Annotated in this window: 20 protein-coding genes and 2 tRNA genes; 5 read left to right on the forward strand and 17 right to left on the reverse strand. The window is 70.6% G+C overall.

What is annotated here, in order from left to right:
- The first annotated feature begins 159 nt into the window (after positions 1 to 159).
- Positions 160 to 1557 carry a cytochrome b/b6 domain-containing protein gene (locus tag E0500_RS01145; protein WP_181586827.1) on the forward strand — a complete coding sequence of 466 codons (1398 nt, stop codon included), beginning with the start codon at positions 160 to 162 and terminating at the stop codon, positions 1555 to 1557.
- Positions 1554 to 3170: an NADH-quinone oxidoreductase subunit NuoF family protein gene (locus E0500_RS01150; RefSeq protein WP_131571241.1), complete on the forward strand. Its 1617-nt coding sequence runs from the start codon at positions 1554 to 1556 to the stop codon at positions 3168 to 3170. The genes E0500_RS01145 and E0500_RS01150 overlap by 4 nt, the downstream gene beginning before the upstream one ends.
- Positions 3171 to 3279: 109 nt before the next feature.
- On the opposite strand, the gene E0500_RS01155 is transcribed toward E0500_RS01150, so the two are convergent.
- From E0500_RS01155 to E0500_RS01200, 10 genes are all read right to left on the reverse strand, one after another.
- Positions 3280 to 3352 (reverse strand) — tRNA-Ala (locus E0500_RS01155).
- A 192-nt stretch (positions 3353 to 3544) separates the two neighbouring features.
- Positions 3545 to 3778, reverse strand: coding sequence for a hypothetical protein (locus tag E0500_RS01160; RefSeq protein WP_131563009.1), 234 nt, complete (start codon positions 3776 to 3778; stop codon positions 3545 to 3547).
- 3 nt (positions 3779 to 3781) lie between these two features.
- Positions 3782 to 3955, reverse strand: coding sequence for a hypothetical protein (locus E0500_RS01165; protein ID WP_131563007.1), 174 nt, complete (start codon positions 3953 to 3955; stop codon positions 3782 to 3784).
- A gap of 386 nt (positions 3956 to 4341) precedes the next feature.
- Positions 4342 to 4414 (reverse strand) — tRNA-Ala (locus tag E0500_RS01170).
- 212 nt (positions 4415 to 4626) lie between these two features.
- The gene (locus tag E0500_RS01175) at positions 4627 to 5304 is read right to left on the reverse strand and encodes a histidine phosphatase family protein (protein ID WP_131563005.1); all 678 of its coding nucleotides are present in this window, start codon (positions 5302 to 5304) and stop codon (positions 4627 to 4629) included.
- A complete protein-coding gene (gene rsfS / locus E0500_RS01180; RefSeq protein ID WP_131563003.1) occupies positions 5301 to 5747 on the reverse strand; it encodes a ribosome silencing factor in 447 nt (148 codons plus the stop codon). Before rsfS ends, E0500_RS01175 begins: the two co-directional genes overlap by 4 nt.
- A gap of 116 nt (positions 5748 to 5863) precedes the next feature.
- Positions 5864 to 7768: an LCP family protein gene (locus E0500_RS01185; RefSeq protein ID WP_131563001.1), complete on the reverse strand. Its 1905-nt coding sequence runs from the start codon at positions 7766 to 7768 to the stop codon at positions 5864 to 5866.
- A gap of 16 nt (positions 7769 to 7784) precedes the next feature.
- Positions 7785 to 8492 (reverse strand): nicotinate-nucleotide adenylyltransferase, encoded by a 708-nt coding sequence (gene nadD, locus E0500_RS01190; RefSeq protein ID WP_131562999.1) that lies wholly within the window; start codon positions 8490 to 8492, stop codon positions 7785 to 7787.
- Between the two features lie 59 nt (positions 8493 to 8551).
- Complete coding sequence (locus E0500_RS01195; RefSeq protein ID WP_165934974.1) at positions 8552 to 8716, reverse strand: hypothetical protein; 165 nt, start codon at positions 8714 to 8716, stop codon at positions 8552 to 8554.
- 351 nt (positions 8717 to 9067) lie between these two features.
- Complete coding sequence (locus E0500_RS01200) at positions 9068 to 9229, reverse strand: hypothetical protein (protein ID WP_165934973.1); 162 nt, start codon at positions 9227 to 9229, stop codon at positions 9068 to 9070.
- Positions 9230 to 9330: 101 nt separating this feature from the next.
- On the opposite strand from E0500_RS01200, the gene E0500_RS01205 reads away from it, so the two are divergent.
- On the forward strand, positions 9331 to 10452 hold the full coding sequence (locus E0500_RS01205) for a M48 family metallopeptidase (protein ID WP_258572584.1): 1122 nt from the start codon (positions 9331 to 9333) through the stop codon (positions 10450 to 10452).
- A gap of 7 nt (positions 10453 to 10459) precedes the next feature.
- Here E0500_RS01205 and E0500_RS01210 read toward each other — a convergent pair whose 3' ends face one another.
- The 5 genes from E0500_RS01210 to proB all read right to left on the reverse strand — a co-directional run bounded on the left by E0500_RS01210 (position 10460) and on the right by proB (position 15700).
- Positions 10460 to 11524 (reverse strand): hypothetical protein, encoded by a 1065-nt coding sequence (locus E0500_RS01210; protein ID WP_131562997.1) that lies wholly within the window; start codon positions 11522 to 11524, stop codon positions 10460 to 10462.
- Between the two features lie 111 nt (positions 11525 to 11635).
- A complete protein-coding gene (locus E0500_RS01215) occupies positions 11636 to 12241 on the reverse strand; it encodes a hypothetical protein (RefSeq protein WP_131562995.1) in 606 nt (201 codons plus the stop codon).
- A gap of 213 nt (positions 12242 to 12454) precedes the next feature.
- On the reverse strand, positions 12455 to 13741 hold the full coding sequence (locus tag E0500_RS01220; protein WP_131562994.1) for a glutamate-5-semialdehyde dehydrogenase: 1287 nt from the start codon (positions 13739 to 13741) through the stop codon (positions 12455 to 12457).
- A 198-nt stretch (positions 13742 to 13939) separates the two neighbouring features.
- Positions 13940 to 14437, reverse strand: a complete 498-nt coding sequence (locus E0500_RS01225; protein ID WP_131563011.1) for a hypothetical protein — start codon at positions 14435 to 14437, stop codon at positions 13940 to 13942.
- A gap of 156 nt (positions 14438 to 14593) precedes the next feature.
- Positions 14594 to 15700 carry a glutamate 5-kinase gene (proB, locus tag E0500_RS01230; RefSeq protein WP_131562992.1) on the reverse strand — a complete coding sequence of 369 codons (1107 nt, stop codon included), beginning with the start codon at positions 15698 to 15700 and terminating at the stop codon, positions 14594 to 14596.
- Positions 15701 to 16066: 366 nt separating this feature from the next.
- Here proB and E0500_RS01235 point away from each other — a divergent pair, with 366 nt between their 5' ends.
- Both E0500_RS01235 and E0500_RS01240 read left to right on the forward strand, forming a co-directional pair.
- Entirely contained in the window at positions 16067 to 18169 is a 2103-nt protein-coding gene (locus E0500_RS01235; protein WP_131562990.1) for a hypothetical protein, read from the forward strand.
- Between the two features lie 122 nt (positions 18170 to 18291).
- Positions 18292 to 19281, forward strand: coding sequence for a teichoic acid biosynthesis protein C (locus E0500_RS01240; protein ID WP_131562988.1), 990 nt, complete (start codon positions 18292 to 18294; stop codon positions 19279 to 19281).
- A 15-nt stretch (positions 19282 to 19296) separates the two neighbouring features.
- On the opposite strand, the gene obgE is transcribed toward E0500_RS01240, so the two are convergent.
- Together obgE and rpmA are read right to left on the reverse strand one after the other, a co-directional pair.
- Positions 19297 to 20733, reverse strand: coding sequence for a GTPase ObgE (gene obgE / locus E0500_RS01245; protein ID WP_131562986.1), 1437 nt, complete (start codon positions 20731 to 20733; stop codon positions 19297 to 19299).
- Between the two features lie 138 nt (positions 20734 to 20871).
- Entirely contained in the window at positions 20872 to 21126 is a 255-nt protein-coding gene (rpmA, locus tag E0500_RS01250; RefSeq protein WP_055620927.1) for a 50S ribosomal protein L27, read from the reverse strand.
- Positions 21127 to 21136 lie beyond the last annotated feature (10 nt).

Below are 21136 nucleotides of genomic sequence, written 5' to 3' on the forward strand. Positions count from 1 at the left end.
TTCAAAAGTTACTTCGCGTAACGGTCACTATGGTGCATCACCCATGTGAGTTAGCCCGTTGATAACAAGGCAATAACTCAAACCTCGTACCGCTCGGTTTGGCTCCACTTAGAGTGCGACCCACGGGACCGCTTTCCCGAACCGTTCGGAGTTGCCCCCATGAACCCTCGTAGTAGTAACAGCTCGCTCCCCAAGACGGGCCGCTCGGCCTATGGGGTTGCGACCGCTGCCGCTCTGCTGCTCATACCTGTGATCGTGCTGGCTGGAGGTGACGTAGTACGTGAGTTCCTCGACTTCGGCGCCGGTGTGCTGTCGCTGGTCGCCCTCTCCTGTTCGGTGATCTGGGGGCTGGTCGCCAGCGACCGGCTCTTCCTCAGCACGCGCCAGCGCATCGTGTCGCAGGCCGTGCACCGCACGACCGCGATCTCCTCGGTCGCGTTCCTGCTGCTGCACGTCACGGTGAAGGTCGCGCTGGAACATGCCCCGTTCTACGCCGCGCTCATCCCCTTCAGCCTCGGCTTCACGGGCACCGCGGTACTCATCGCCTTCGGCTCGATGGCCGGGCTGCTGATGATCACCACGGCCATCACCGGCGCGCTCCGCAGCGCCTTCATGACCCGGGCAGAGACCGCGGCGCGCTGGCGGGTGTTCCACATGCTGGCGTACCCGGCGTGGTGCTTCGCGTTGGTCCACGGGCTCTACGCGGGTCGAGAGGCCAAGCCGGTCTTCATCATCCTGTACAGCCTGTGCCTCGTCGGCGTCGCCGGCGCCCTCATGCTGCGCGCGGCCCCTCGTCCGTTCAAGCGCCGGGTGGCCGACACGATCGTCAGCGTGCTCGGCACCGACACCCGGCCGGGACGCGAGCAGCTGGACGCCAGCCGCGCCCGGATGGCCGAGGCCACGATGGGCGCGGGCGCCGGCCGCGGCCCAGACGCGGGGCGCGGCGCAGCCTCCGGCCGCGACAGGGGAGCCGACTCGCCCCTGCCGGGCATGGGTTCACGCGGGGGCACTCCCCTGGGCGACACGATGGTGCCCCCGCAGCGGACGCCGTCGCCGTCTGCCGGCCTCTACGACTCCGGCTCGCTCACCGACTCACCGGACCCCGCCCCCGGCTTCGCGGCCGCCTACCGTGCCGTGTCGGCCACCCCGCGCGCGCAGGACCCCCTGACGCCCGAGCCGACCCAGCGCATGGACCTGCCGCTGGACATGCAGCCCACCGAGGCCGTACCGCGCTACGACGACGGCTCCACCACGGGCACCCGCTGGCCGGCTCCGTCCCCGCCGCCGGTCGGCGAGGCGCCCCCGTCGGCGTACGACCCGATGCAGGACACCTTCGCGGGCCAGACGTTCGCAGGTCAGGCGTATCCCGGCCAGACGTACGCGGGAACTCCCGAAACTTCCTACGGAACGGCTGAGACGAACGCCCCCTACGACACGTACAACCCGAACGACACGTACAACAGCGGTCCCGCCACTGAAACGCTGCCCGGCTCGTACGACTACGAGAGGCCGGGCTCAGGCGAACCCTGGAACGCGCCTTCCGGAGGCTTTAAGTGAACGAGGCCCTTCCCGACGTCCCCGAAGTCCGTGTGGTGGGGCTTCCACAGCTCACCTCGGGTTTCGACCTCGTCGAGAGACTCGACCTCCCCATGCACCTCAAGGTGCACGGTCCGCTCGAACCGATGGGCGGCGAGCAACTCGCCCAGCTCTCCGAGCGGATCAACCTGAAGGGGCGTGGTGGCGCGGGCTTCCCCTTCCACAAGAAGCTGCGGTCGGTCGCCGAATCGGCGATCAAGCGCGGCATCCGGCCGGTGGTCGTCGTCAACGGAAGCGAGGACGAGCCCGCCTGCCGCAAGGACACGGTAATGATCAACCGTGCACCGCACCTCATCCTCGACGGCGCCCTGCTGGTCGCGGAGGCCCTCGGCGCCCGGCAGCTCGTCGTCGGGGTGACACGTGAATCCACCCAGCGCTCGATGGAGGCCGCCCTCTCCGAGCGCGGGCTGAGCAACCGGCGCGGCGCGGCCATCCGCGCGAGCGTGCAGCGCAACCCGGTGCGGATGGTCACCGGTGCCGCCGCCTCGCTGATCCGCTCCATCGACGGCGGCCCGGCCATCCCGCCGGGGCGCAAGACCAGTGCGTCGCGGAGCGGTGTCGGGGGCGCGCCCACGCTGCTCTCCAACGCCGAGACGTTCGCCCAGCTCGCGATCGCCGCACGCATCGGCTCCGAGCGCTACGGCAACACCGGCCTGTACGACGAGCCGGGCACCGTGATGCTCACGATCTCCGGTGCGGTCGCGCGGCCCATGGTGGTCGAGGCGCCCACGGGCGTGCCGCTGCGGTACGTCCTGCAGCTCGCGGGCGCCCCGCCGGTCCCGCAGGGTGTGCTGACCGGCGGCTACCACGGCAAGTGGATCGACGCGGCGACGGTCAACGAGGCCATCGTCTCGCGCAACTCCCTGGACGCGGTGGGAGGTGCGCTCGGCGCGGGCGCGATCCTCCCGATCACCCAGGACACCTGCCCGCTGGGCGAGTCGCTGCAGGTGGCGAAGTGGCTGGCCGAGGAGAGCGCGGGACAGTGCGGTCCCTGCTACCTCGGTCTGCCGGCCGCGGCGCGCGGCATGGAGGACATCCTCAACGGCGGCGGCCCGGCCGCCCTGGAGGCCCTCAAGCAGGTTGCCAAGAACGTGAAGCGGCGCGGCGCGTGCTCGCACCCGGACGGCTCCGCGATGTTCCTGGAGTCGACCATCAAGGCGTTCACGGACGACCTGGCGGCCCACGTCCTCGGAAACGGCTGCGGAAGGCCCGTCGAGGGCGTTCTGCCGCTCTTCGAGGGCGGCAGGGCCCCTACGGGCATCCCCGGCGGCATGGCCGAGGAGGAGGGCGGCGGCAGCCGTCAGAAGATCTTCGTCGACTGGACGCTGTGCCGCGGCCACGGCCTGTGCGCGGACATCCTCCCGGAGGTCTTCGAGCTGGGCGCCGACGGCTTCCCGACCGTCGCGCAGGCGTCGGTGCCCCAGTACGCCGAGGCGAAGGCGCTGCGCGCGGTGCGCCGCTGCCCGGCGCTGGCCCTGCGTATCGAGGAGGACACCCGCGGCTCCGCGCCGTCCCGCAACCTGCCGGTCCTCTCGCAGGGCCGCGGCCGCCGGGCCCTGGGCAGCGGCCGCTGAGCATGTCGTGAGGGACTCCAGAAACCAAAGATCCCGCCCGATCAATCCGATCGGACGGGATCTCTTCTGTGGATCTATGGAACTGTGGATCTATGGAACTGTGGATGTGTGGAGCTAAGGAGAATTGAACTCCTGACCTCCTGCATGCCATGCAGGCGCTCTACCAACTGAGCTATAGCCCCTCGCGGTCATGCGGCGGAGCCGCATATTGACCGTGTCGCCCGGTTTCCCTGGCGGCGACGCCAACATTACACGGTCCTCCGGGGGCATCACCAATTCGTTTCCGTTCTGTCCGGATACGGTCGACGATGTCCCTTGGAACGCCCTGCGGGCCACGGATGCCCGAGGCCCAACTGCCGTGACGGCACTGCTGATCAGGCTGTCACGAACGAGTAGAACCGCTTGAGCGTGCAGTGCTCCTCAAGAAGCCGACCGTAGATCGGCTCGCCCTCCAGCTCACGGTACGTCTCGATCGGGTCGCCTTTTATGATCAGCGCCCGCGCGCATTCCTCGCACCAGTACTGGTAGTCGCGGTTGACGGGTTCCATGTCGCGGACAATGGGCGTGCCACTGCCGCACCAGTCGCATTTCCTCCGGTGTGCACCCATCGATCAGCTCCAGCTGTGGCCGCAGGTCGTGCACACGTAGGAGATCCCCCCGTTGTCACCGAGGACTTGGGCGACCTGGAGTGAGCCGCAGGAAGGGCAGTTCAGGAGGGTGGCCGTCTTCCGTGTCACCACCGGTGCGAGGGGGTCGCCGACCTCCCCGCGGATGCTCCCAGGCATCGCTTCTCCCTCCCGTCGGGCCGCGCCCCCTTCCGGCCGTTTGATTCTGCCACGGCCGGACCAATACGGTCAGCGACGCCTTCGTACCAGTCCGGACACGGCACCCAGGAATGCCGTCCCGGCCAGTGCGCACACGCATGCGAGAAGGGCGTCCGCAGAGGTATACGCCCCGGGAGCCCAAGTGACTCAAGCCGGTGCGGGAAGAGTGCGCCGAAGGCCGCGACTGCGATGAGCGGACTGTTGACCGGACCCGCGTCGCCCCAACTCCCATGCGTGCGGGCGCGGTTCGATGCTCGTAATGCCCACCTGCATACGAAAAATCCCGCTCCCCTGACGGGGGCGGGATCTTCGGTACCGATCTTCGACAACTGAAGAATGTCGATCTGTGGAGCTAAGGAGAATTGAACTCCTGACCTCCTGCATGCCATGCAGGCGCTCTACCAACTGAGCTATAGCCCCTTGCGGCCATGTGATGGAGCCACACGGTGTTTCGCCCCGCTCGGCGGGGCGAACAAGAAGAACTCTAGCCTGCGACCAGGCGGAAAGTGAAATCCGGTCCCGGGGCTCACCGGGCCGCCTGGACAGGGGTCTGCGGGCGCGTGCCGAAGATCCCTCCGCCGCCCTCCCAACGGAGCGTGCCGGTCGCCCTGCGGCCGCTCCGCCGGCGGGCGTCAGTCGTCGTCGCCGAGCACCGGCTCCGGCAGGGTGCCGGCGTTGTGCTCCAGCAGACGCCAGCCGCGGGCGCCCTCGCCGAGGACGGACCAGCAGCAGTTGGAGAGCCCGCCGAGGCTCTCCCAGTGGTGGGGCTCCAGGCCGATGAGACGCCCGATGGTGGTGCGGATGGTGCCGCCGTGGCTGGCCACCACGAGGGTGCCGTCCGCGGGCAGCTTGTCGGCGTGCCGCAGCACCACCGGGGCGGCGCGGTCGGCGACCTCGGTCTCCAGTTCGCCGCCTCCGCGGCGGACCGGCTCACCGCGCTTCCACGCGGTGTACTCCTCGCCGTGCCTCCCGATGATCTCCTCGTGCGTCAGCCCCTGCCAGACGCCCGCGTAGGTCTCGCGCAGCGCCTCGTCGTGCGTCACGGCGAGGCCGGTGAGCAGCGCCAGCTCGGCGGCCGTGGCGGCGGCGCGGCTGAGGTCGGAGGCGACGATCGCGTCGGGCTTCAGGGACGCGAGCAGCCGGGCGGCGCGGCGGGCCTGGCCGACACCGGTCTCGGTGAGCTCTATGTCCGTGGTGCCCTGGAATCGGCGCTCCAGGTTCCACGAGGTCTGGCCGTGTCTCCAGAGGATGACGCGACGGCCGCGCCCCGGCTTCGGGTCGGCCGCCTCTGTCCCCGGTGCGGCACTCACCGCAGCTCCCCGCCGAGCTCGGCGGCCTCCTCGGCGGCCCGCAGCCTGGCGTGCTCCTCGCCCTTGCCGCGGGTGGCCTTGGCGTCGGCCGGCAGCTCCAGCTCGGGGCAGTCCTTCCAGAGCCGCTCCAGGGCGTAGAAGACGCGCTCCTCGCTGTGCTGGACGTGGACGACGATGTCGACGTAGTCGAGGAGCACCCAGCGGGCCTCGCGGTCGCCCTCGCGGCGCACGGGCTTGGCGTCCAGCTCCTTGTTCAGCCGCTCCTCGATCTCGTCGACGATCGACTTGACCTGGCGGTCGTTGGGTGCGGAGGCGAGGAGGAAGGCGTCCGTGATGGACAGTACGTCGCTCACGTCGTAGGCGATGACGTCGTGCGCGAGTTTGTCGGCGGCCGCCTGGGCGGCGGTGTTGATGAGTTCCAGCGAGCGGTCGGTAGCGGTCACTACAAGGCTTTCGGTCGACGGTCAGTGAACCCTCAAGGGCTACCTCAAGGGTCTCACGGACCGCCGACGGCTCCCCAGCGGTTAACGCCTACCCCGTCGGTCAAGCCGTGGGCAGGTCACCCCGAGGTGCCCGGGGCGGTGGTCACCTCGTAGTCCTGGCCGAGGACGACCGAGACGTCGGCGTTGGACGTGGTCCTGCCCTTCTGGACGGAGTCGGTGGGCAGGCCGAGGGTCTTGGCGACCTCGACGGCGTCGTCCTTGCTCGCGGCGTCGGCATACGTGACCTGGGACGCGGCCTGGGCCGCTGAGGCGGTGCCGGCGTCGAGGAAGGTGTAGCCGCCGTTGATCAGGACCACGCGGGACTGTTCGGCGGCGTCCTTGGCGCCGGTGGCGTTCCTGATGCCGACCCGGACGGCGTCGCCCGCGTCGGGGCTCTTCGCGGCGCCGCCGAGCACGTCCTTGACCACACTGTCGGAGTCCTGCGTGCTCAGGGTGCCGTCCTGCTGGACCGGCAGCAGGTCGGTCTTGTAGTCGCCGCCCTTGGCCCGGTCGGCGAGCTTCGCGAGGAAGGTCCCGAGGTCGTTGTCGGTCAGCGGGGGGTCGAGGATCTGGGCCAGCGTCTGCACGGTGGTGGTGGCGGCCTGCGCGTCGGAGGACAACTTACGCAGCACGCCCTGCATGACCTGTCCGAACCGCTCCAGCTGGGCGTTCTGGGCCTCTCCGGGGGCGCGGTAGGTGGCGTACGCGACGGCCATCTTGCCGCTGAGGGTCTGGCCCTTGCCCTTGTTGACCAGGGGTGCCTCGCCCTTCTTGGCGTCCGGGGCGGGCACGGCGGCGTTGGTGTCGACGTCGATGTTGCCGACGAGCTCGACGAGGTTGTTCAGGTACGGGGTGTCGAGGCGCCAGCTGCCCTCGATGTTGGTGCCCAGGACGGTGTCGAGTGCGTCCCGGGTACCGGAGGAACCGTCGTCCTCGACGGACTTGGCGAGGGTGCTGGTATTGCCGTCGTCGTCGGTCAGGGCGAGGGAGTTGGGCAGCAGGACGGTGGCGCCCCGCTTCGTGGTGGTGTTGTTCACGAGCAGCGCCGTGGAGGTGCCGCCCTTGGCGGTGTTGTGCAGGTGGACGACGAGCACGTCGCGTTTCTGGGCGCCCGCGGCCGTGGGGGTGCCCGCCTTCTCCTCCGAGGACGTCCCGGGCAGTGCGCCCGTGTACCAGAGGTAGCCGACGCCGCCGACGGCGAACAGGGCGAGCGTCACCACCAGGGCGACGATCCGGCTGCGGGCCCGGCGCCGGGCCTCCTCGCGGCGTTCGGTGCGGTTCTCCGTGAACTTCAGCCAGTCGATGACGTCCTCGGAGTTGCCGTCGGGCTCCTCGACGAAGGCGAACTGCTCGGTGCGGTAGTCCCGTTCGTCGCCGTGGGCGTCATGGCCTGCGGCCGGCTCACCCGAGGGGCCGACGGGCCGGCCCTGAGGCGGTCCGTCGGTGGCCGGAGGTCCGGCTGCCCCGTCGCCCGGGCGGCTCCCAGCCCCTTCCGGAGCGGCGGTCGGCCGCGTCTGCTGGGGGATGTAGGCGGTCTGCTCGGCGGTGTGCGTCTGCCGGCCCGCGGCCCGCGGCTGCTGTCCGTCGCCGGAGGCCTGCCCGTAGGGGTCGTACGGGTCGTAGCCGGAGCCGGTCCCCGCTCCCCCGCCGGCGGGAGCAGTTGTCCCGTACTGGTTGTAGGGGTCGTAGAAGGCGGCCGGTTGCTGGTTCGCGTCGTAGGGGGCCGCCGGCTGCTGACGGCCCGTGTCGTACGAAGCCGGGGGTTGCTGACCACCGGCTGTGTACGGGTCGTAGCCGTAGCCCTGCGACTGCTGCTGGGGCCCCGCGCCGTAGGGGTCGTACCCCTGATGGGGTCCCTGCTGATGGGGTCCCTGCGGGGAGGGCTGGGCGGGCACCTGCCGGTACACAGGCTGCCCGAACTCGTCATAGCCGACGAGTTCGTACTGGTCGCCCCCGTGGCCAGCGTCGTATCGGTCGTTCACCGGTGCCCCTCTCGGCTCACTCGCCGCGGTACAGCTGCCGCTTGTCGATGTAGCGCACCACACCGTCCGGCACCAGATACCAGACGGGATCGCCCTTCGCGACCCTTGCACGGCAGTCTGTGGACGAGATGGCCATGGCCGGAACCTCGACCAAAGAGACCCCGCCCGCGGGCAGGCCCGGGTCGGCGAGGGTGTGGCCGGGCCGGGTGACGCCGATGAAGTGCGCGAGGGAGAACAACTCGTCCGTGTCACGCCAGGTGAGGATCTGGCTCAGCGCGTCGGCGCCGGTGATGAAGAAGAGGTCCGTGTCGGGGTTGAGCGCCCGCAGTTCACGCAGGGTGTCCGTGGTGTAGGTGGGGCCGCCGCGGTCGATGTCGATGCGGCTGACCGAGAAGTGAGGGTTCTCGGCGGTCGCGATGACGGTCATCAGGTAGCGGTCCTCCGCGGGGGAGACCTTGCGGTGGGTCTTCTGCCACGGCTGGCCGGTCGGTACGAACACGACCTCGTCGAGGTGGAACTGGGCGGCGACCTCCTGGGCGGCGACGAGATGCCCGTTGTGGATCGGGTCGAACGTTCCGCCCATGACACCGAGGCGTCGCCGGCCCGTCGCGGACGAGCCGTTCGGGCCCCGCACCTGGCCTATCGCCGGGTCGCGCTCCGTCTCGTGCTCCGGACCGTCCGCCTTGGTGTGCTCCGGACCGGTAGGCATTTCCTGCTCTCCCATGCGTGCAGACCCTACCGGCCCGGCCGACGCGCCCCGGTCGAACGTCCTTTTGCGGGGATTCAGCGGTCCCGGTTGAATCGGGTGGTGATCCACAGCAGGAGCAGCAGCGCGAAGAGCGCTCCGCCGCCGGTCAGGTAGGGGTTGAGGCTCTCGTGGTTGCCGCCGTTCCCCTCGCCCTCGGAGGCGAGAGTGACCAACTGGGCAGCGGTGCTGTGGAAGCTCATCGTCGGCTGACCTATCCGGGTGTGGGAACGGGACTAAGACTCCGGCCCATCGTATGCGGGCACCTCCGCCGCGATCACCCCGACTCCGCGGCAGGGCGATCACCCCCACTCCGCCACCTCCGCCGCGGGGAAGCACGGCCGCCGGGCACCCGGTGAAAGGGCTCCCCTCCGCGTCCGTATTCATTGCCTGTACGAGCCCGTGACCCAGGACGTCCCGGGACCGCACCCCCAGGACATGAACGAGACAGCCCGCCCGAGACCACCGGACCCAGAAGCCGGAAGCCGCCGCGCGGTGAAAGCCACCACACCGCGAAAGCCACACCGCCACCCCGCCCGCCCGGAAACCGACCGTCAGTCGTCGTCCCGCCGGTAACCGCGCAGCAGGAACCATCCGCCCAGGACGCATCCGACGATCATCACGATCAGTACGACGCGCAGCAGATTGCCCGGCCCCTGCGGCTCGGCCGCGACCGCGGCCTCCGTGATCCAACGGGCTGCCGTGACGTGCTCCATGGGAACGCTCCTAACGGGTGTGCTGCCCTGCCACGGTATCTCCGCCTAGGCTGGAACCCGCCTCGGGGGGCACACTGGGCAATCAGACGCATGGGGGACACATGTCCGACGACAGCCACGAGCAGAACGGGCACGAGAACGTGCCCAGCAGGCAGCGCAGGCGCTTCGAGGGGATCTCCTCGCGGGCGTACGAACATCCCGCGGACCGCTCGGCCCTGGTGGCCCTGCGCAAGCTCAGCGGCTTCGACACGGTCTTCAAGGCGCTCAGCGGTCTGCTGCCCGAGCGCAGCCTGAGGCTGCTGTTCCTGTCCGACTCCGTACGGGTCTCGGACGCGCAGTTCGCACACCTGAACGACATGCTGCGGGACGCCTGCTACATCCTGGACCTGGAGAAGGTCCCGCCGATGTACGTCAACCAGGACCCGCAGCCGAACGCGATGTGCATAGGCCTGGACGAGCCGATCATCGTCGTCACCACGGGGCTCGTCGAGCTGCTCGACGAGGAGGAGATGCGGGCGGTCGTCGGTCACGAGGTGGGTCACGCCCTCTCGGGCCACTCCGTCTACCGCACGATCCTGCTCTTCCTGACCAGCCTGGCCCTGCGGGTGGCGTGGATTCCGCTGGGCAACCTCGCGATCATGGCGATCGTGACCGCGCTGCGCGAGTGGTTCCGCAAGTCGGAGCTGTCCGCGGACCGCGCGGGCCTGCTGGTCGGCCAGGATCTGCGGGCGTCGATGCGCGGTCTGATGAAGATCGCGGGCGGCAACCACCTGCACGAGATGAACGTGGACGCGTTCCTCGCGCAGGCCGACGAGTACGAGGCCGCGGGCGACCTGCGCGACTCCGTGCTGAAGATCCTGAACGTCATGCCCCGCTCGCACCCCTTCACCACCGTCCGCGCGGCCGAGCTGAAGAAGTGGGCGGAGTCCCGCGACCACCAGCGGATCATGGACGGTCACTACCCGCGACGCGACGAGGACAAGGACACTTCGGTGACCGACTCGTTCCGGCAGTCGGCGGCCAGCTACGCCAGCGATGTGAAGAACTCCAAGGACCCGCTGATGAAGCTGGTCACCGACATCGCGGGCGGCGCCGGCGACCTCGGCGGCCGGGTACGGCGGGGGTTCGGCGGCTTCGCGGGCGGCGGTGGCGGCTCGTCCAAGGACAGCGGCGGCGACTCCCCCAAGGACAAGCGCCCCGACGGCCCCGACGACGAGGCGTGACCGCGGGTCACACCTCTGGCTGCGCGCTCTGTGCGAGTGACCCGCACAGGGCCGTGGCGCTGCCCGTCGCGAAGGGGTCCGTGCCGGCCGGGCCGCCCTCCCTGGCCGTCTGGCCGGCGAGCAGCGGGCGCAGGTGGTTCGTGGAGTCCTCGGAGCAGGAGAGCGGGCCGGCCTGCACGTAGGAGGCGACGAGTTCGGCCTGGTGGGTGCGCAGGTCGTCGCTGTCGAAGCGGAACTGCAGCTCGCGCCGGACGGTGAACAGGGAGGCCTTGGCACTGGCGTCGGAGCCGGCGGGCCGCAGCGCGTACACGAGCGTGTGGTCGGCGACGACCTCAAGGGTGCTGCCGTCGTACTCGGCGGCCTGCAGCGTGCCCTGGACGCGGATCTTGGTGTCGGCGAGCTCGGCGCGGGAGGGGTCGAAGCGGACCAGCCAGCCGGTGGGGGCGTGCCGTCCGTCGGCGGTGGGGCGCTCGAAGCTCTGGTCGAACTGGTCGAGCTGCTCCGGGTCGAGCAGCATCCGCGCGGGCCGGACGGACATCCCGCTCAGCACCTCCGGGGCGAGGGCGGAGGCCACGATGTAGTCCTTGGCGGTGCTCAGCGCGGTGACGACCTGGCTGTCCGAGAAGTGCGCGGTACGGCGGGTGGCGGGCATGGTGATGCCTTCGGCGCCGATGCGGAACTGGGCGGCCGGACTGTGCGCGTACAGCTTCTCGGGGTTCGTGGTGCCGGGTACCCGGGCCTGGGGCGCGAGCGGGATGACGGTCATCCGCAGCGGGTCGGTGGGCTGGGCGGCCGGTGTCTGGTACGGATGGCGCATGCCCATGTAGATCGCGGTGCCGAAGGCCATGGCGATCAGCAGGACGAGGATCAGCGCCTGCCGGGACAGGCCGCGCCGCAGGGGCGGGCGGCGGCGTACGGCGGGGGCGTGGTCACCGATGCGCTCCTGGGCGGAGAACTCCTGGAGGCGGGCAGCGCGGACGAACGACTCGTCGAAGACGACGGATCGGTACTCGTCCTCTCCACCGGGAGCACCCTCGGGTGGCCCCTCAGGTGGGTCTCCTGGCCCGCCCATACCTTCAGAGTAGGTCTGTTGAGGCCCAGGTAAACGCCCGGCTGCGTGACAAGTTCTGACAGGTTCTCACCAGGTTTTCGAACGGTTGTCGAACCGCGGAACGGCCCCTCCTCAGGGCGTGCGCGGCACCGCCGACACCGGTGGCTGGGAATAGTCGGCCGAGGCCGAGGGGCCCGTGGGAGCCGTCGCGCCGCCCTGCTCCGGCCCGGTGGAGGCGGGTGGTGGGACCCGGTCCTGGCGTCCGCCAGAGGTGGCACCGCGGTAGACCGCCGTGAAGGCGAGGGCGACCATGCCGATGCCCATCACGAGGGCGAGTACCCAGGCGACGGGCCGGTGCCAGCGGGCCCGCTTGCCGTACGCCCCGCCGTACCCCGGCGCGCCGTAGCGGTCCTCCAGGATCTCCGCGTCGTCCAGGTCGTCGGGGTCCCGGTCGTAGCCGTAGTCGCCGTCGGGTCCGTAGCCGTCCTCGTAGCGCTCGTCGTCGCCGCGCGCGCCTCTGGTGTGCGCCCGGCGCGCTTCGGCCTCCTGCGCTTCGGCACGGGCCTGGGCGGCTGCCAGGAGGCGTTCGACGGCGGTCGGCTCGTGCACCGCTGCCGCCCGTACGAAGGCCTCGTCGAAGACCACGGAGGCGAACTCTTCGTCCATACCTCCGCGGTCGCGGTCGTCGTCGGGCTCCCAGCCGTCAGGGAACGGCGTGCCCCCCACGTCCTCCGGCACCCTTCCAGGGTAGTCCTGAGGGGGTAATTTGGGCAGACGGTAAGGAAATTCATCCGCTTTGCGAAGACAGTTCATGGGAATGTGACCGTTCCCAGCGCTCCCTGGACGCCCGCGAGCGCCCGCGCGCACAGGGCCCGCCGTGAGCCGGGCGCACGCCGGGCGCCCGGCCATCCTCGCCAGTTCTGTTACGAGTTCAACTGCCCAGCGTTCAACTCAGCGCCGTACGTGTCCGTCGCCGGTCACGATGTACTTCGTGCTCGTCAGCTCCGGCAGCCCCATGGGCCCTCGGGCGTGCAGCTTCTGCGTCGAGATGCCGATCTCGGCCCCGAAGCCGAACTGGCCGCCGTCCGTGAAGCGGGTGGAGGCGTTCACCGCGACCGTCGTGGAGTCCACCAGTTGGGTGAAGCGGCGGGCGGCCTGCTGCGAGGTCGTCACGATCGCCTCGGTGTGCCCGGAGGTCCACAGCCGGATGTGCTCCACGGCCCTGTCGAGCGAGTCGACGACGGCGGCGGAGATGTCGTACGAGAGGTACTCGGTCTCCCAGTCGTCCGTGGTGGCCTCGACGACGGTGGCCCGGGTGTCCTTGGCGTAGGCCAGCACGCGCTCGTCGCCGTGCACGGTCACCCCGGCGTCGGCCAGTGCGTCCAGGGCGCGCGGCAGGAACTCGGGGGCGATGTCCTGGTGGACCAGCAGGGTCTCGGCGGCGTTGCAGACGCTCACCCGCTGGGCCTTGGAGTTGATCAGGATCTCGATCGCCATGTCGAGGTCGGCGTGGGCGTCGACGTACACGTGGCAGTTGCCGGTGCCCGTCTCGATCACGGGGACGGTCGACTCCTCGACGACCGTACGGATCAGGGAGGCGCCGCCGCGCGGGATGAGCACGTCGACGAGGCCGCGGGCACGCATCAGCTCGCGTACGGACTCACGGCTCTCGCCAGGCACGAGCTGCACGGCGTCGGCGGGCAGCCCGGCACCGCCGACGGCGTCCCGGAGCACCCGGACGAGCGCCGCGTTCGACTCGTACGCCGACGACGAGCCCCGCAGCAGCACCGCGTTGCCGGACTTCAGGCACAGGGCGGCGGCGTCGACGGTCACGTTCGGCCGGGCCTCGTAGATGATGCCGACGACTCCCAGCGGGACGCGCACCTGACGCAGGTCGATGCCGTTCGGCAGGGTGGAGCCGCGGACGACCTCCCCGACCGGGTCGGGGAGGGACACGACGTCGCGCACGTCGGAGGCGATGGCCCGGACCCGCTCCGGGGTCAGCGTCAGCCGGTCGATGATCGCCTCACTGGTGCCGGCCTCGCGGGCACGCTCGATGTCCTGGGCGTTGGCCGCGACGATCTCGCTCGTGCGGACCTCCAGCGCGTCCGCGATCGCGAGCAGCGCGTCGTCCTTCTCGGCGCGCGGCAGCGGCGCGAGATCGGCGGCGGCGGCCTTGGCGCGGTAGGCGACCCGGGTGACCGGGGACATGGCGTCGTACGGCGAGAGCGTGGTCATGCTGGAAGGGTAGTGCGCCGGGCGGAGACGTCCATCGACTATCCCAAAGCGCGAGACACGGCGCTGGGCGGCGCCCAAAGCCACCTGAAAGGTGCTTCACTCCCGGCCCGCACGCCATTTCCGGACGCGCAGGCGCCCCCGGAGTGGTCACTCAGAAGGGCGGCCCTGCAGACGAGCGGTCCTGCAGGAGGACGGCCCTCAGAAGGGATGCACCCCCACGGGCGTCGCCGGCAGCGGTCCGTGTCCCTCGGCGATGCGCTGGTGGTACGTCTCGCGGTCGATGACCTCCAGGCCGACGATCTCCCAGGGCGGCAGTCTGGCGCTCTGGCGGTGCTCGCCCCACAGGCGCAGGGCGACGGCGGCCGCGTCGTGCAGGTCGCGGGCCTCTTCCCAGTAGCGGATCTCGGCGTGGTCGGTGGCGTAGCGGCTGGTCAGCAGGAAGGGGTGGTCGTGGGCGAGCTGTTCGAGGCCGCGCCGCACCTCCGTCAGCGGAGCCTCGCCGCCCGAGACGCTGAGCGTCACGTGCCACAGCCGGGGAACGTCCTTCGGCTCCTGCGCACCGGACGGCCGCCCGGAACGCTGCCGGGCGGCCTGCCCGTCGTACGCGTCTCCGGCCGCGACGCTGGTCAGCGCGCGCCCTTCGCCGGCCCCGGGGGAGGCACCACCACCGCGGGACGCCGCCGCCCCAGGGCGCACTTGTCTCACGACAGCCTCCTTTTCGCAATGACCGGGCCTTGGCCGGGCGGAATCTCCCTGCAACAAAGTTGAGCAGGCCGGACGGCTCCGCGTGGCGGTTTTACGGAACGTGGCCCGCCGGAAGCCTGTGATTCGGCCCTTTCCGGGCGCGTTCGATCAAGGGTGAAGCAGGGCCAGGTCGTCCCTGTGTACGACCTCTCGTTCGTACGCGGGTCCCAGCTCGCGCGCCAGTTCCCTGGTCGAGCGGCCGATCAGCCGGGGGATCTCCTTGGCGTCGAAGTTGACGAGCCCCCGCGCCACCGCGCGCCCCTCTCCGTCCCGCAGCTCGACGGGGTCGCCCGCGGTGAACTCACCCTCGACCGCCGCGATGCCCGCGGGCAGCAGCGACTTGCGGCCCTCGACGACCGCACGCACGGCCCCGTCGTCGAGGGTGAGCGAGCCCTGCGGGGTGGAGGCGTGCTGGAGCCACAGCAGCCGGTCGGCGGAACGCTTGCCCGTGGGGTGGAAGTACGTGCCGGTGTCGCGGCCGGTGAGGGCGTCCGCCGCGTGGATGGCGCTGGTCAGGACCACGGGGACGCCCGCCCCGGTGGCGATCCCGGCGGCCTCGACCTTGGTGACCATGCCGCCGGTGCCGACGCCGGCCTTGCCCGTGCTGCCGATCTCGACGTGGGCGAGGTCCTCGGGCCCCCGCACCTCCGCTATCCGCGAGGTGCCGGGCCTGCCGGGGTCGCCGTCGTAGACACCGTCGACGTCCGAGAGCAGGACCAGCAGGTCGGCCCGGACCAGGTGGGCGACAAGCGCGGCGAGGCGGTCGTTGTCGCCGAAGCGGATCTCGTCCGTGGCGACGGTGTCGTTCTCGTTGACGACCGGCAGCGCGCCCATCGCGAGCAGCTTGTCGAGGGTGCGCGAGGCGTTGCGGTGGTGGGCGCGGCGGCTCATGTCGTCGGAGGTGAGGAGCACCTGGCCGACACGGATGCCGTACCGGGCACAGGAAGCCGTGTAACGGGCCACGAGGAGGCCCTGGCCGACGCTCGCGGCCGCCTGCTGCCGGGCGAGGTCCTTGGGGCGCCGGCGCAGGCCCAGCGGTGCGAGCCCCGCCGCGATGGCCCCGGACGAGACCAGCACGATCTCCCTCTCGCCACCACTGCGGGCTTTGGCGAGCACGTCGACGAGGGCGTCCACGCGGTCCGCGTCCAGGCCCCCGGCCGCCGTGGTCAGGGACGAGGAACCCACCTTGACGACGACCCTGTGCGCTTCCGCCACGCCCTGCCGCCTCGCGACGCCCTGCCCTGCCGTAGACACGCGTATCCCCACTTTTCCCCGGCTCCGACCCGCCGGTGTCTGCAATCTACGTGAGCGTGGGGGGCGGATGTCGCGGCATTTCGGTGGGTGGACGGCCGACCGGGCGTCCGACGCGTGACGCCTATGACCCTTTTGCGCCGATTGATCCCGCGAAAGATTGCTCCTCCGGCTCCGTAGGTCATACCGTCAGGGGTCGGCCTCACCTGTTCGAGGCGCCCATGGGGCGGAAAACGCCCGGGGCGCGCGCACGGAGGCGGGCCGCCCCCACTAATCTCTCCGCTACTTTCCCCCCATCCGTCATCGATTCCCTCCGCAGGAGCCCAGCCAGTGCCCTCCGCAAGGCTCGCCCCCCGCCGCATCGCGCAGCTGTCCGCGCTGCTGGCGATGTTCGCGCTCTTCACGGCCCAGATCGTCTCCGCGCTGCTGCCGAACGTCCCGGTGTTCGTCGCGGCGAGCGCGGCCGGCCTCGTCCTGGACACCGCGCTGCAGTACCGGGACCCCGGTCTGCTCGCGGTCCTCGGCAAGATCCGGCTCGACACGCTGGTCCGGCAGTTGCTGCGCGACATGCTGGTCCTGGTGGGGCTGCTGCGGATCGAGGGAGTCGACCCGGAGGGCGAGCACGCACCACTGGTGCTTGGCCTGTGGGCCTTCTACGCGTTGCACTTCGCCTGCCAGGGCATGGCGGTGCTCGTGCGCCGCACCCGGACGCTGCCGATCGTGACGCGGAACATCGACGCGTCCGCGCTGCGGCTGACCGCCGCCCCGCCGCGTCTGCTGGCCCGCCGCCAGGCCCACCGCCTGCTGACGTTCTCGCTGCCGACCACGGCCGGCCTGATGGCCACCGCGGCCACCAAGGACGGGCTCTGGGGCGGCATCGGCCTCGGTACCGCGCTCGCCCTGGCCCTCGGCGGCACGGTGTACCTGGCGACCTGGCTGCTGCCGAAGAAGCGGGCGAAGAGCGACCAGCAGGTCATGGAGTGGCTGGACCAGTGGCTGGCCGACTACCGGCCGACGGTCGCCATGTACTTCTCGGGCGGCGCGACGTCGGCGTACCAGGCGAACATGTGGCTCTCCACGCTCTCCAAGGTCGAGGGCAAGCCGCTGATCGTGCTGCGCGAGCGGTTCATGGTGCAGAAGATCGACGCCACCGACGTGCCGATCATCTGCTTCCCGAAGGTCTCGACGATGTTCTCGCTGGAGAACTCGACGCTGCAGATGATGCTGCACCCGGCGAACGCCGCGAAGACCTCGCAGGTGCTGCGCATCCCCACAATCAAGCACGCGTTCATCAACCACGGCGAGAGCGACAAGCTGTCCTCCTGCAACCCGTACGCGAAGGCGTACGACGAGGTGTGGGTCGCCGGTCCCGCGGCGCGCGAGCGGTACGCGCTCGCCGAGGTCGGTGTCGAGGACAAGGACATCGTCGAGGTCGGCCGCCCGCAGCTCGCGCCGATCCGCCCGTACTCGGGCGCGCCGACGGGGCCCCGTGACAAGGACGCGAGCGAGCACCTCACGACGGTTCTGTACGCCCCCACCTGGGAGGGCTGGGACGGCAACCCCGGCAACACCTCCGTGGTGCTGGCCGGTGAGAACATCGTCCGCGGGCTGCTGGCCGACGACAACGTGCGCCTGCTGTACAAGCCGCACCCGATGACGGGTTCCGTCGACCCGCGCGCGGGCGCCGCGAACGAGCGGATCATGGCGATGATCCGCGAGGCGAACACCCGCCGTTCCGGCTCCCGGCCGGGCCCGGAGGCCGCCGCCGAGCTGGCCCGCCGCACCACCGCACTGGACAAGCTCACGTCCACGCACTTCCGTGACAGCGCGGACGAACTGGAGCGCATGCTCCTCCAGGGCGCGCCCCGGGGCGACCGCGAGGCCGCCATCGCCGAGGCCACGACCGCCTGGGAGAAGGCGTACTGGGCGTCGTTCCCGGAGTGGGAGCACCAGATCATCACGGACGCGCGCCCCGCGATCTTCGCCTGCTTCAACCAGGCGGACCTGCTGATCAGCGATGTCTCGTCGGTGGTCTCCGACTGGCTGTCCAGCGAGAAGCCGTACGCGGTCGCCAACACCTCGGGCCTGACGGAGGAGGCGTTCCGTACGGGCTTCCCGACCGTGTCGGCGGGCGTCATCCTCACCCCGTCCGCCGAGGGCGTCCCGGCCCTGCTGGAGTCGGTGCGCCACCCGGAGAAGGACCAGTTCACCTCGGCCCGCGCGGAGTTGAAGGAGCACCTGCTCGGCCCGGCCGACCCGCCGTCCCTGGTCCGCTTCAACAACGCGGTCCGGGCTCTGTGCGCGAAGGCCGACGAGCGCCGTGTGGTCATGGAGGCCCGCCTGGCCGGCGAGATTCCCTCGCCGCGTGAGGCGTCCGAGGAGATGTCCGACGACGCCGGGTCGAACGGCGCGGGGGACTCCGTGACCGCGTAGCACCTGATCACAACGGACCGTCGCACGACGCGAGTTGAGGCCCCGGGAGACCGCTCCCGGGGCCTTTCGCATAGGGTCCTGCTGCTGTTCACGCGCTCATCGCCCGTCAACGGGGGGACCTGATGAACGAAGCCCTGAGCCGCCGCACGCTGCTGCGCGCAGGAGGCGGCCTCTCACTGACCGTGCTCGGACTCGGATACGGCGCGGGGGCCGTGTCGGCGGCCGTGCCCACGTCGAAGCGGTTCCAGCTGGGCGGGCAGGCGTCGCACGACCTGTACCGGAACCGGGAGCTCTACAACGGCACCGTGATGCAGAGCTTCGCCTTCGACCAGACCAACCAACGGCTGTTCACGGCCCAGTTGCGCGAGGGCTCGCCCGGCACGTCCGGCGACCTGTGCGTCACCGAGCTCGCATGGTCGACCTGGACGGCGATCGGCCACATGTACCTGACCGGCTTCGGCCACGCGGTCTCCATCGGCGCCCAGTCCGTGGGCACGTCGACCTACCTGTGGACCGACGTCGACGCGGACACCGCCGGCTACGGGCGGCGGCTGGCCCGCTTCAAGTACAGCGACGGCACCACGCTGAGCCCCTCGTCCCCGGCGGTCACGACGTACACGCCGAAGCCCTCGGCGGACCGGCACACATGCGCCATCGACCCCACGCACCACCGGATGATCGTGCGCTACCTGCCTGCGGGCTCAGGCATCCACCGCTTCGCCGCCTACGACCTGACGGCCGCCACGAACGGCGACTTCGGCCACCCGCTGGCCGACTTCCGGCAGCCGGACCGCATCACGTACCTGGACCCGGACGACACCACCGTACGGAACTCCTTCCAGGGCTACACGGCGTACGGCCAGTACCTGTACTGCCTCACGGGGCACAGCGACACGGACGACGCCACGCTCTGGAGCGTCGACATGAACACCGGCGCGGTGATGGAGGAGTTCCTCACCGGCGCCGGCTCCACGCTCACCTTCCGTGAGCCGGAGGGCATGGCTGTCCACACCGCCACGGGAGGCGAGCCCCGCCTGTTCTTCGGCTTCGCCTCGGGCAACACTCCGGGCGAGCGCCTCTCGAACGTCTTCTACAAGAACGTCCTGCTCTGACGCTCGCCCACCCGGCTAGAACGGCTCGAAGCCGTCGTACTCCCGCTCTGCCTCGTCCCGCTCGGCGTCGCGGTCCCGGCGACGCTGCGCGGCGGGCCGTACGCCTTCGAGGCGATGGTCCTCGCCACGACGGCCGAGCATCTCGGCGCCGGCCGTGACGGTGGGCTCCCAGTCGAAGACGACCGCGTTGTCCTCGGGCCCGATGGCGACGCCGTCGCCCATCCGGGCGCCCGCCTTCATGAGCTCCTCCTCGACACCGAGGCGGTTCAGCCGGTCGGCGAGGTAGCCCACGGCCTCGTCGTTGTTGAAGTCGGTCTGGCGGACCCACCGCTCGGGCTTCTCGCCACGCACCCGGAAGAGTCCGTCGTCCTCGCGCACGACGGTGAAGCCCGCGTCGTCGACGGCCTTCGGGCGGATGACGATCCGCGTCGCCTCCTCCTTCGGCCGGGCGGCGCGCGCCCCGGCCACCAGGTCGGCGAGGGCGAAGGACAGCTCCTTCAGCCCCAGGTGCGCGACCGCGGACACCTCGAAGACCCGGTAACCGCGCTCCTCCAGGTCCGGCCGCACCATCTCGGCGAGGTCCTTGCCGTCCGGTACGTCGATCTTGTTGAGCACCACGATCCGCGGACGGTCGCCCAGGCCGCCGTACTGCGCCAGCTCCTCCTCGATGATGTCGAGGTCGGAGACGGGGTCCCGCTCGGACTCCAGCGTGGCCGTGTCCAGGACGTGCACGAGCACGCTGCACCGCTCCACATGGCGCAGGAACTCCAGGCCCAGGCCCTTGCCCTGGCTGGCACCCGGGATGAGCCCCGGCACGTCGGCGATCGTGTACACGGTCGAGCCCGCGGTCACCACGCCCAGGTTCGGGACGAGCGTCGTGAACGGATAGTCCGCGATCTTGGGCTTGGCGGCGGAGAGCACGGAGATCAGCGAGGACTTGCCCGCGCTCGGGTAGCCCACCAGCGCCACGTCGGCGACGGTCTTGAGCTCCAGCACGATGTCCTGGAGATCGCCCGGCTCACCGAGCAGCGCGAAGCCGGGGGCCTTGCGCCGGGCCGAGGCCAGCGCCGCGTTGCCGAGCCCGCCCCGGCCGCCCTGAGCGGCGACGTACGACGTTCCGTGCCCCACCAGGTCGGCGAGCACGTTGCCCGCCTTGTCAAGCACCACGGTCCCGTCCGGCACCGGCAGCACCAGGTCCTGTCCGTCCTTGCCGGAGCGGTTGCCGCCCTCGCCGGGCTTGCCGTTGGTGGCCTTGCGGTGGGGCGAGTGGTGGTAGTCGAGCAGCGTGGTGACGGACTGGTCGACGACGAGGATCACGTCACCGCCGCGCCCGCCGTTCCCGCCGTCGGGCCCGCCCAGCGGCTTGAACTTCTCACGGTGGACGGAGGCACAGCCGTGACCTCCGTTACCCGCGGCGACGTGCAGCTCGACGCGGTCCACGAAGGTGGTCATGGTTCAGTGCCTCCAGAAACATACGAATGCTTACAGTGCTGCTGTCTTCCGCGCAGCCGTCTTCAGTTGCTGCAACACGCGAAAGGCGGACCCACCTTCCCTGCCGGGAAGTGAGGTCCGCCTCGCGAGGAATTCCGGTCAGGCGACCGGAACGATGTTCACGACCTTGCGGCCACGGCTGGAGCCGAACTCCACCGCACCGGCCTGCAGCGCGAACAGCGTGTCGTCGCCGCCACGGCCGACGCCCGCGCCCGGGTGGAAGTGGGTGCCGCGCTGGCGGACCAGGATCTCACCCGCGTTGACGACCTGACCGCCGAAGCGCTTCACGCCGAGCCGCTGGGCGTTCGAGTCGCGACCGTTCCGGGTGGACGATGCGCCCTTCTTGTGTGCCATCTCTTCTCAG

The sequence above is a fragment of the Streptomyces sp. KM273126 genome, from assembly GCF_004337435.2.
Lineage (GTDB): Bacteria > Actinomycetota > Actinomycetes > Streptomycetales > Streptomycetaceae > Streptomyces > Streptomyces acidicola.

Bases quoted from the DNA above. Each gene is read 5' to 3' on its own strand.
- E0500_RS01145 (WP_181586827.1), top strand. From the start codon at position 160: ATGAACCCTCGTAGTAGTAACAGCTCGCTCCCCAAGACGGGCCGCTCG.
- E0500_RS01160 (WP_131563009.1), bottom strand. From the start codon at position 3,778: ATGGGTGCACACCGGAGGAAATGCGACTGGTGCGGCAGTGGCACGCCC.
- E0500_RS01165 (WP_131563007.1), bottom strand. From the start codon at position 3,955: ATGCCTGGGAGCATCCGCGGGGAGGTCGGCGACCCCCTCGCACCGGTG.
- nadD (WP_131562999.1), bottom strand. From the start codon at position 8,492: ATGGGAGAGCAGGAAATGCCTACCGGTCCGGAGCACACCAAGGCGGAC.
- E0500_RS01195 (WP_165934974.1), bottom strand. From the start codon at position 8,716: ATGAGCTTCCACAGCACCGCTGCCCAGTTGGTCACTCTCGCCTCCGAG.
- E0500_RS01200 (WP_165934973.1), bottom strand. From the start codon at position 9,229: ATGGAGCACGTCACGGCAGCCCGTTGGATCACGGAGGCCGCGGTCGCG.
- E0500_RS01205 (WP_258572584.1), top strand. From the start codon at position 9,331: ATGTCCGACGACAGCCACGAGCAGAACGGGCACGAGAACGTGCCCAGC.
- E0500_RS01210 (WP_131562997.1), bottom strand. From the start codon at position 11,524: ATGGGCGGGCCAGGAGACCCACCTGAGGGGCCACCCGAGGGTGCTCCC.
- E0500_RS01220 (WP_131562994.1), bottom strand. From the start codon at position 13,741: ATGACCACGCTCTCGCCGTACGACGCCATGTCCCCGGTCACCCGGGTC.
- E0500_RS01240 (WP_131562988.1), top strand. From the start codon at position 18,292: ATGAACGAAGCCCTGAGCCGCCGCACGCTGCTGCGCGCAGGAGGCGGC.
- obgE (WP_131562986.1), bottom strand. From the start codon at position 20,733: ATGACCACCTTCGTGGACCGCGTCGAGCTGCACGTCGCCGCGGGTAAC.
- rpmA (WP_055620927.1), bottom strand. From the start codon at position 21,126: ATGGCACACAAGAAGGGCGCATCGTCCACCCGGAACGGTCGCGACTCG.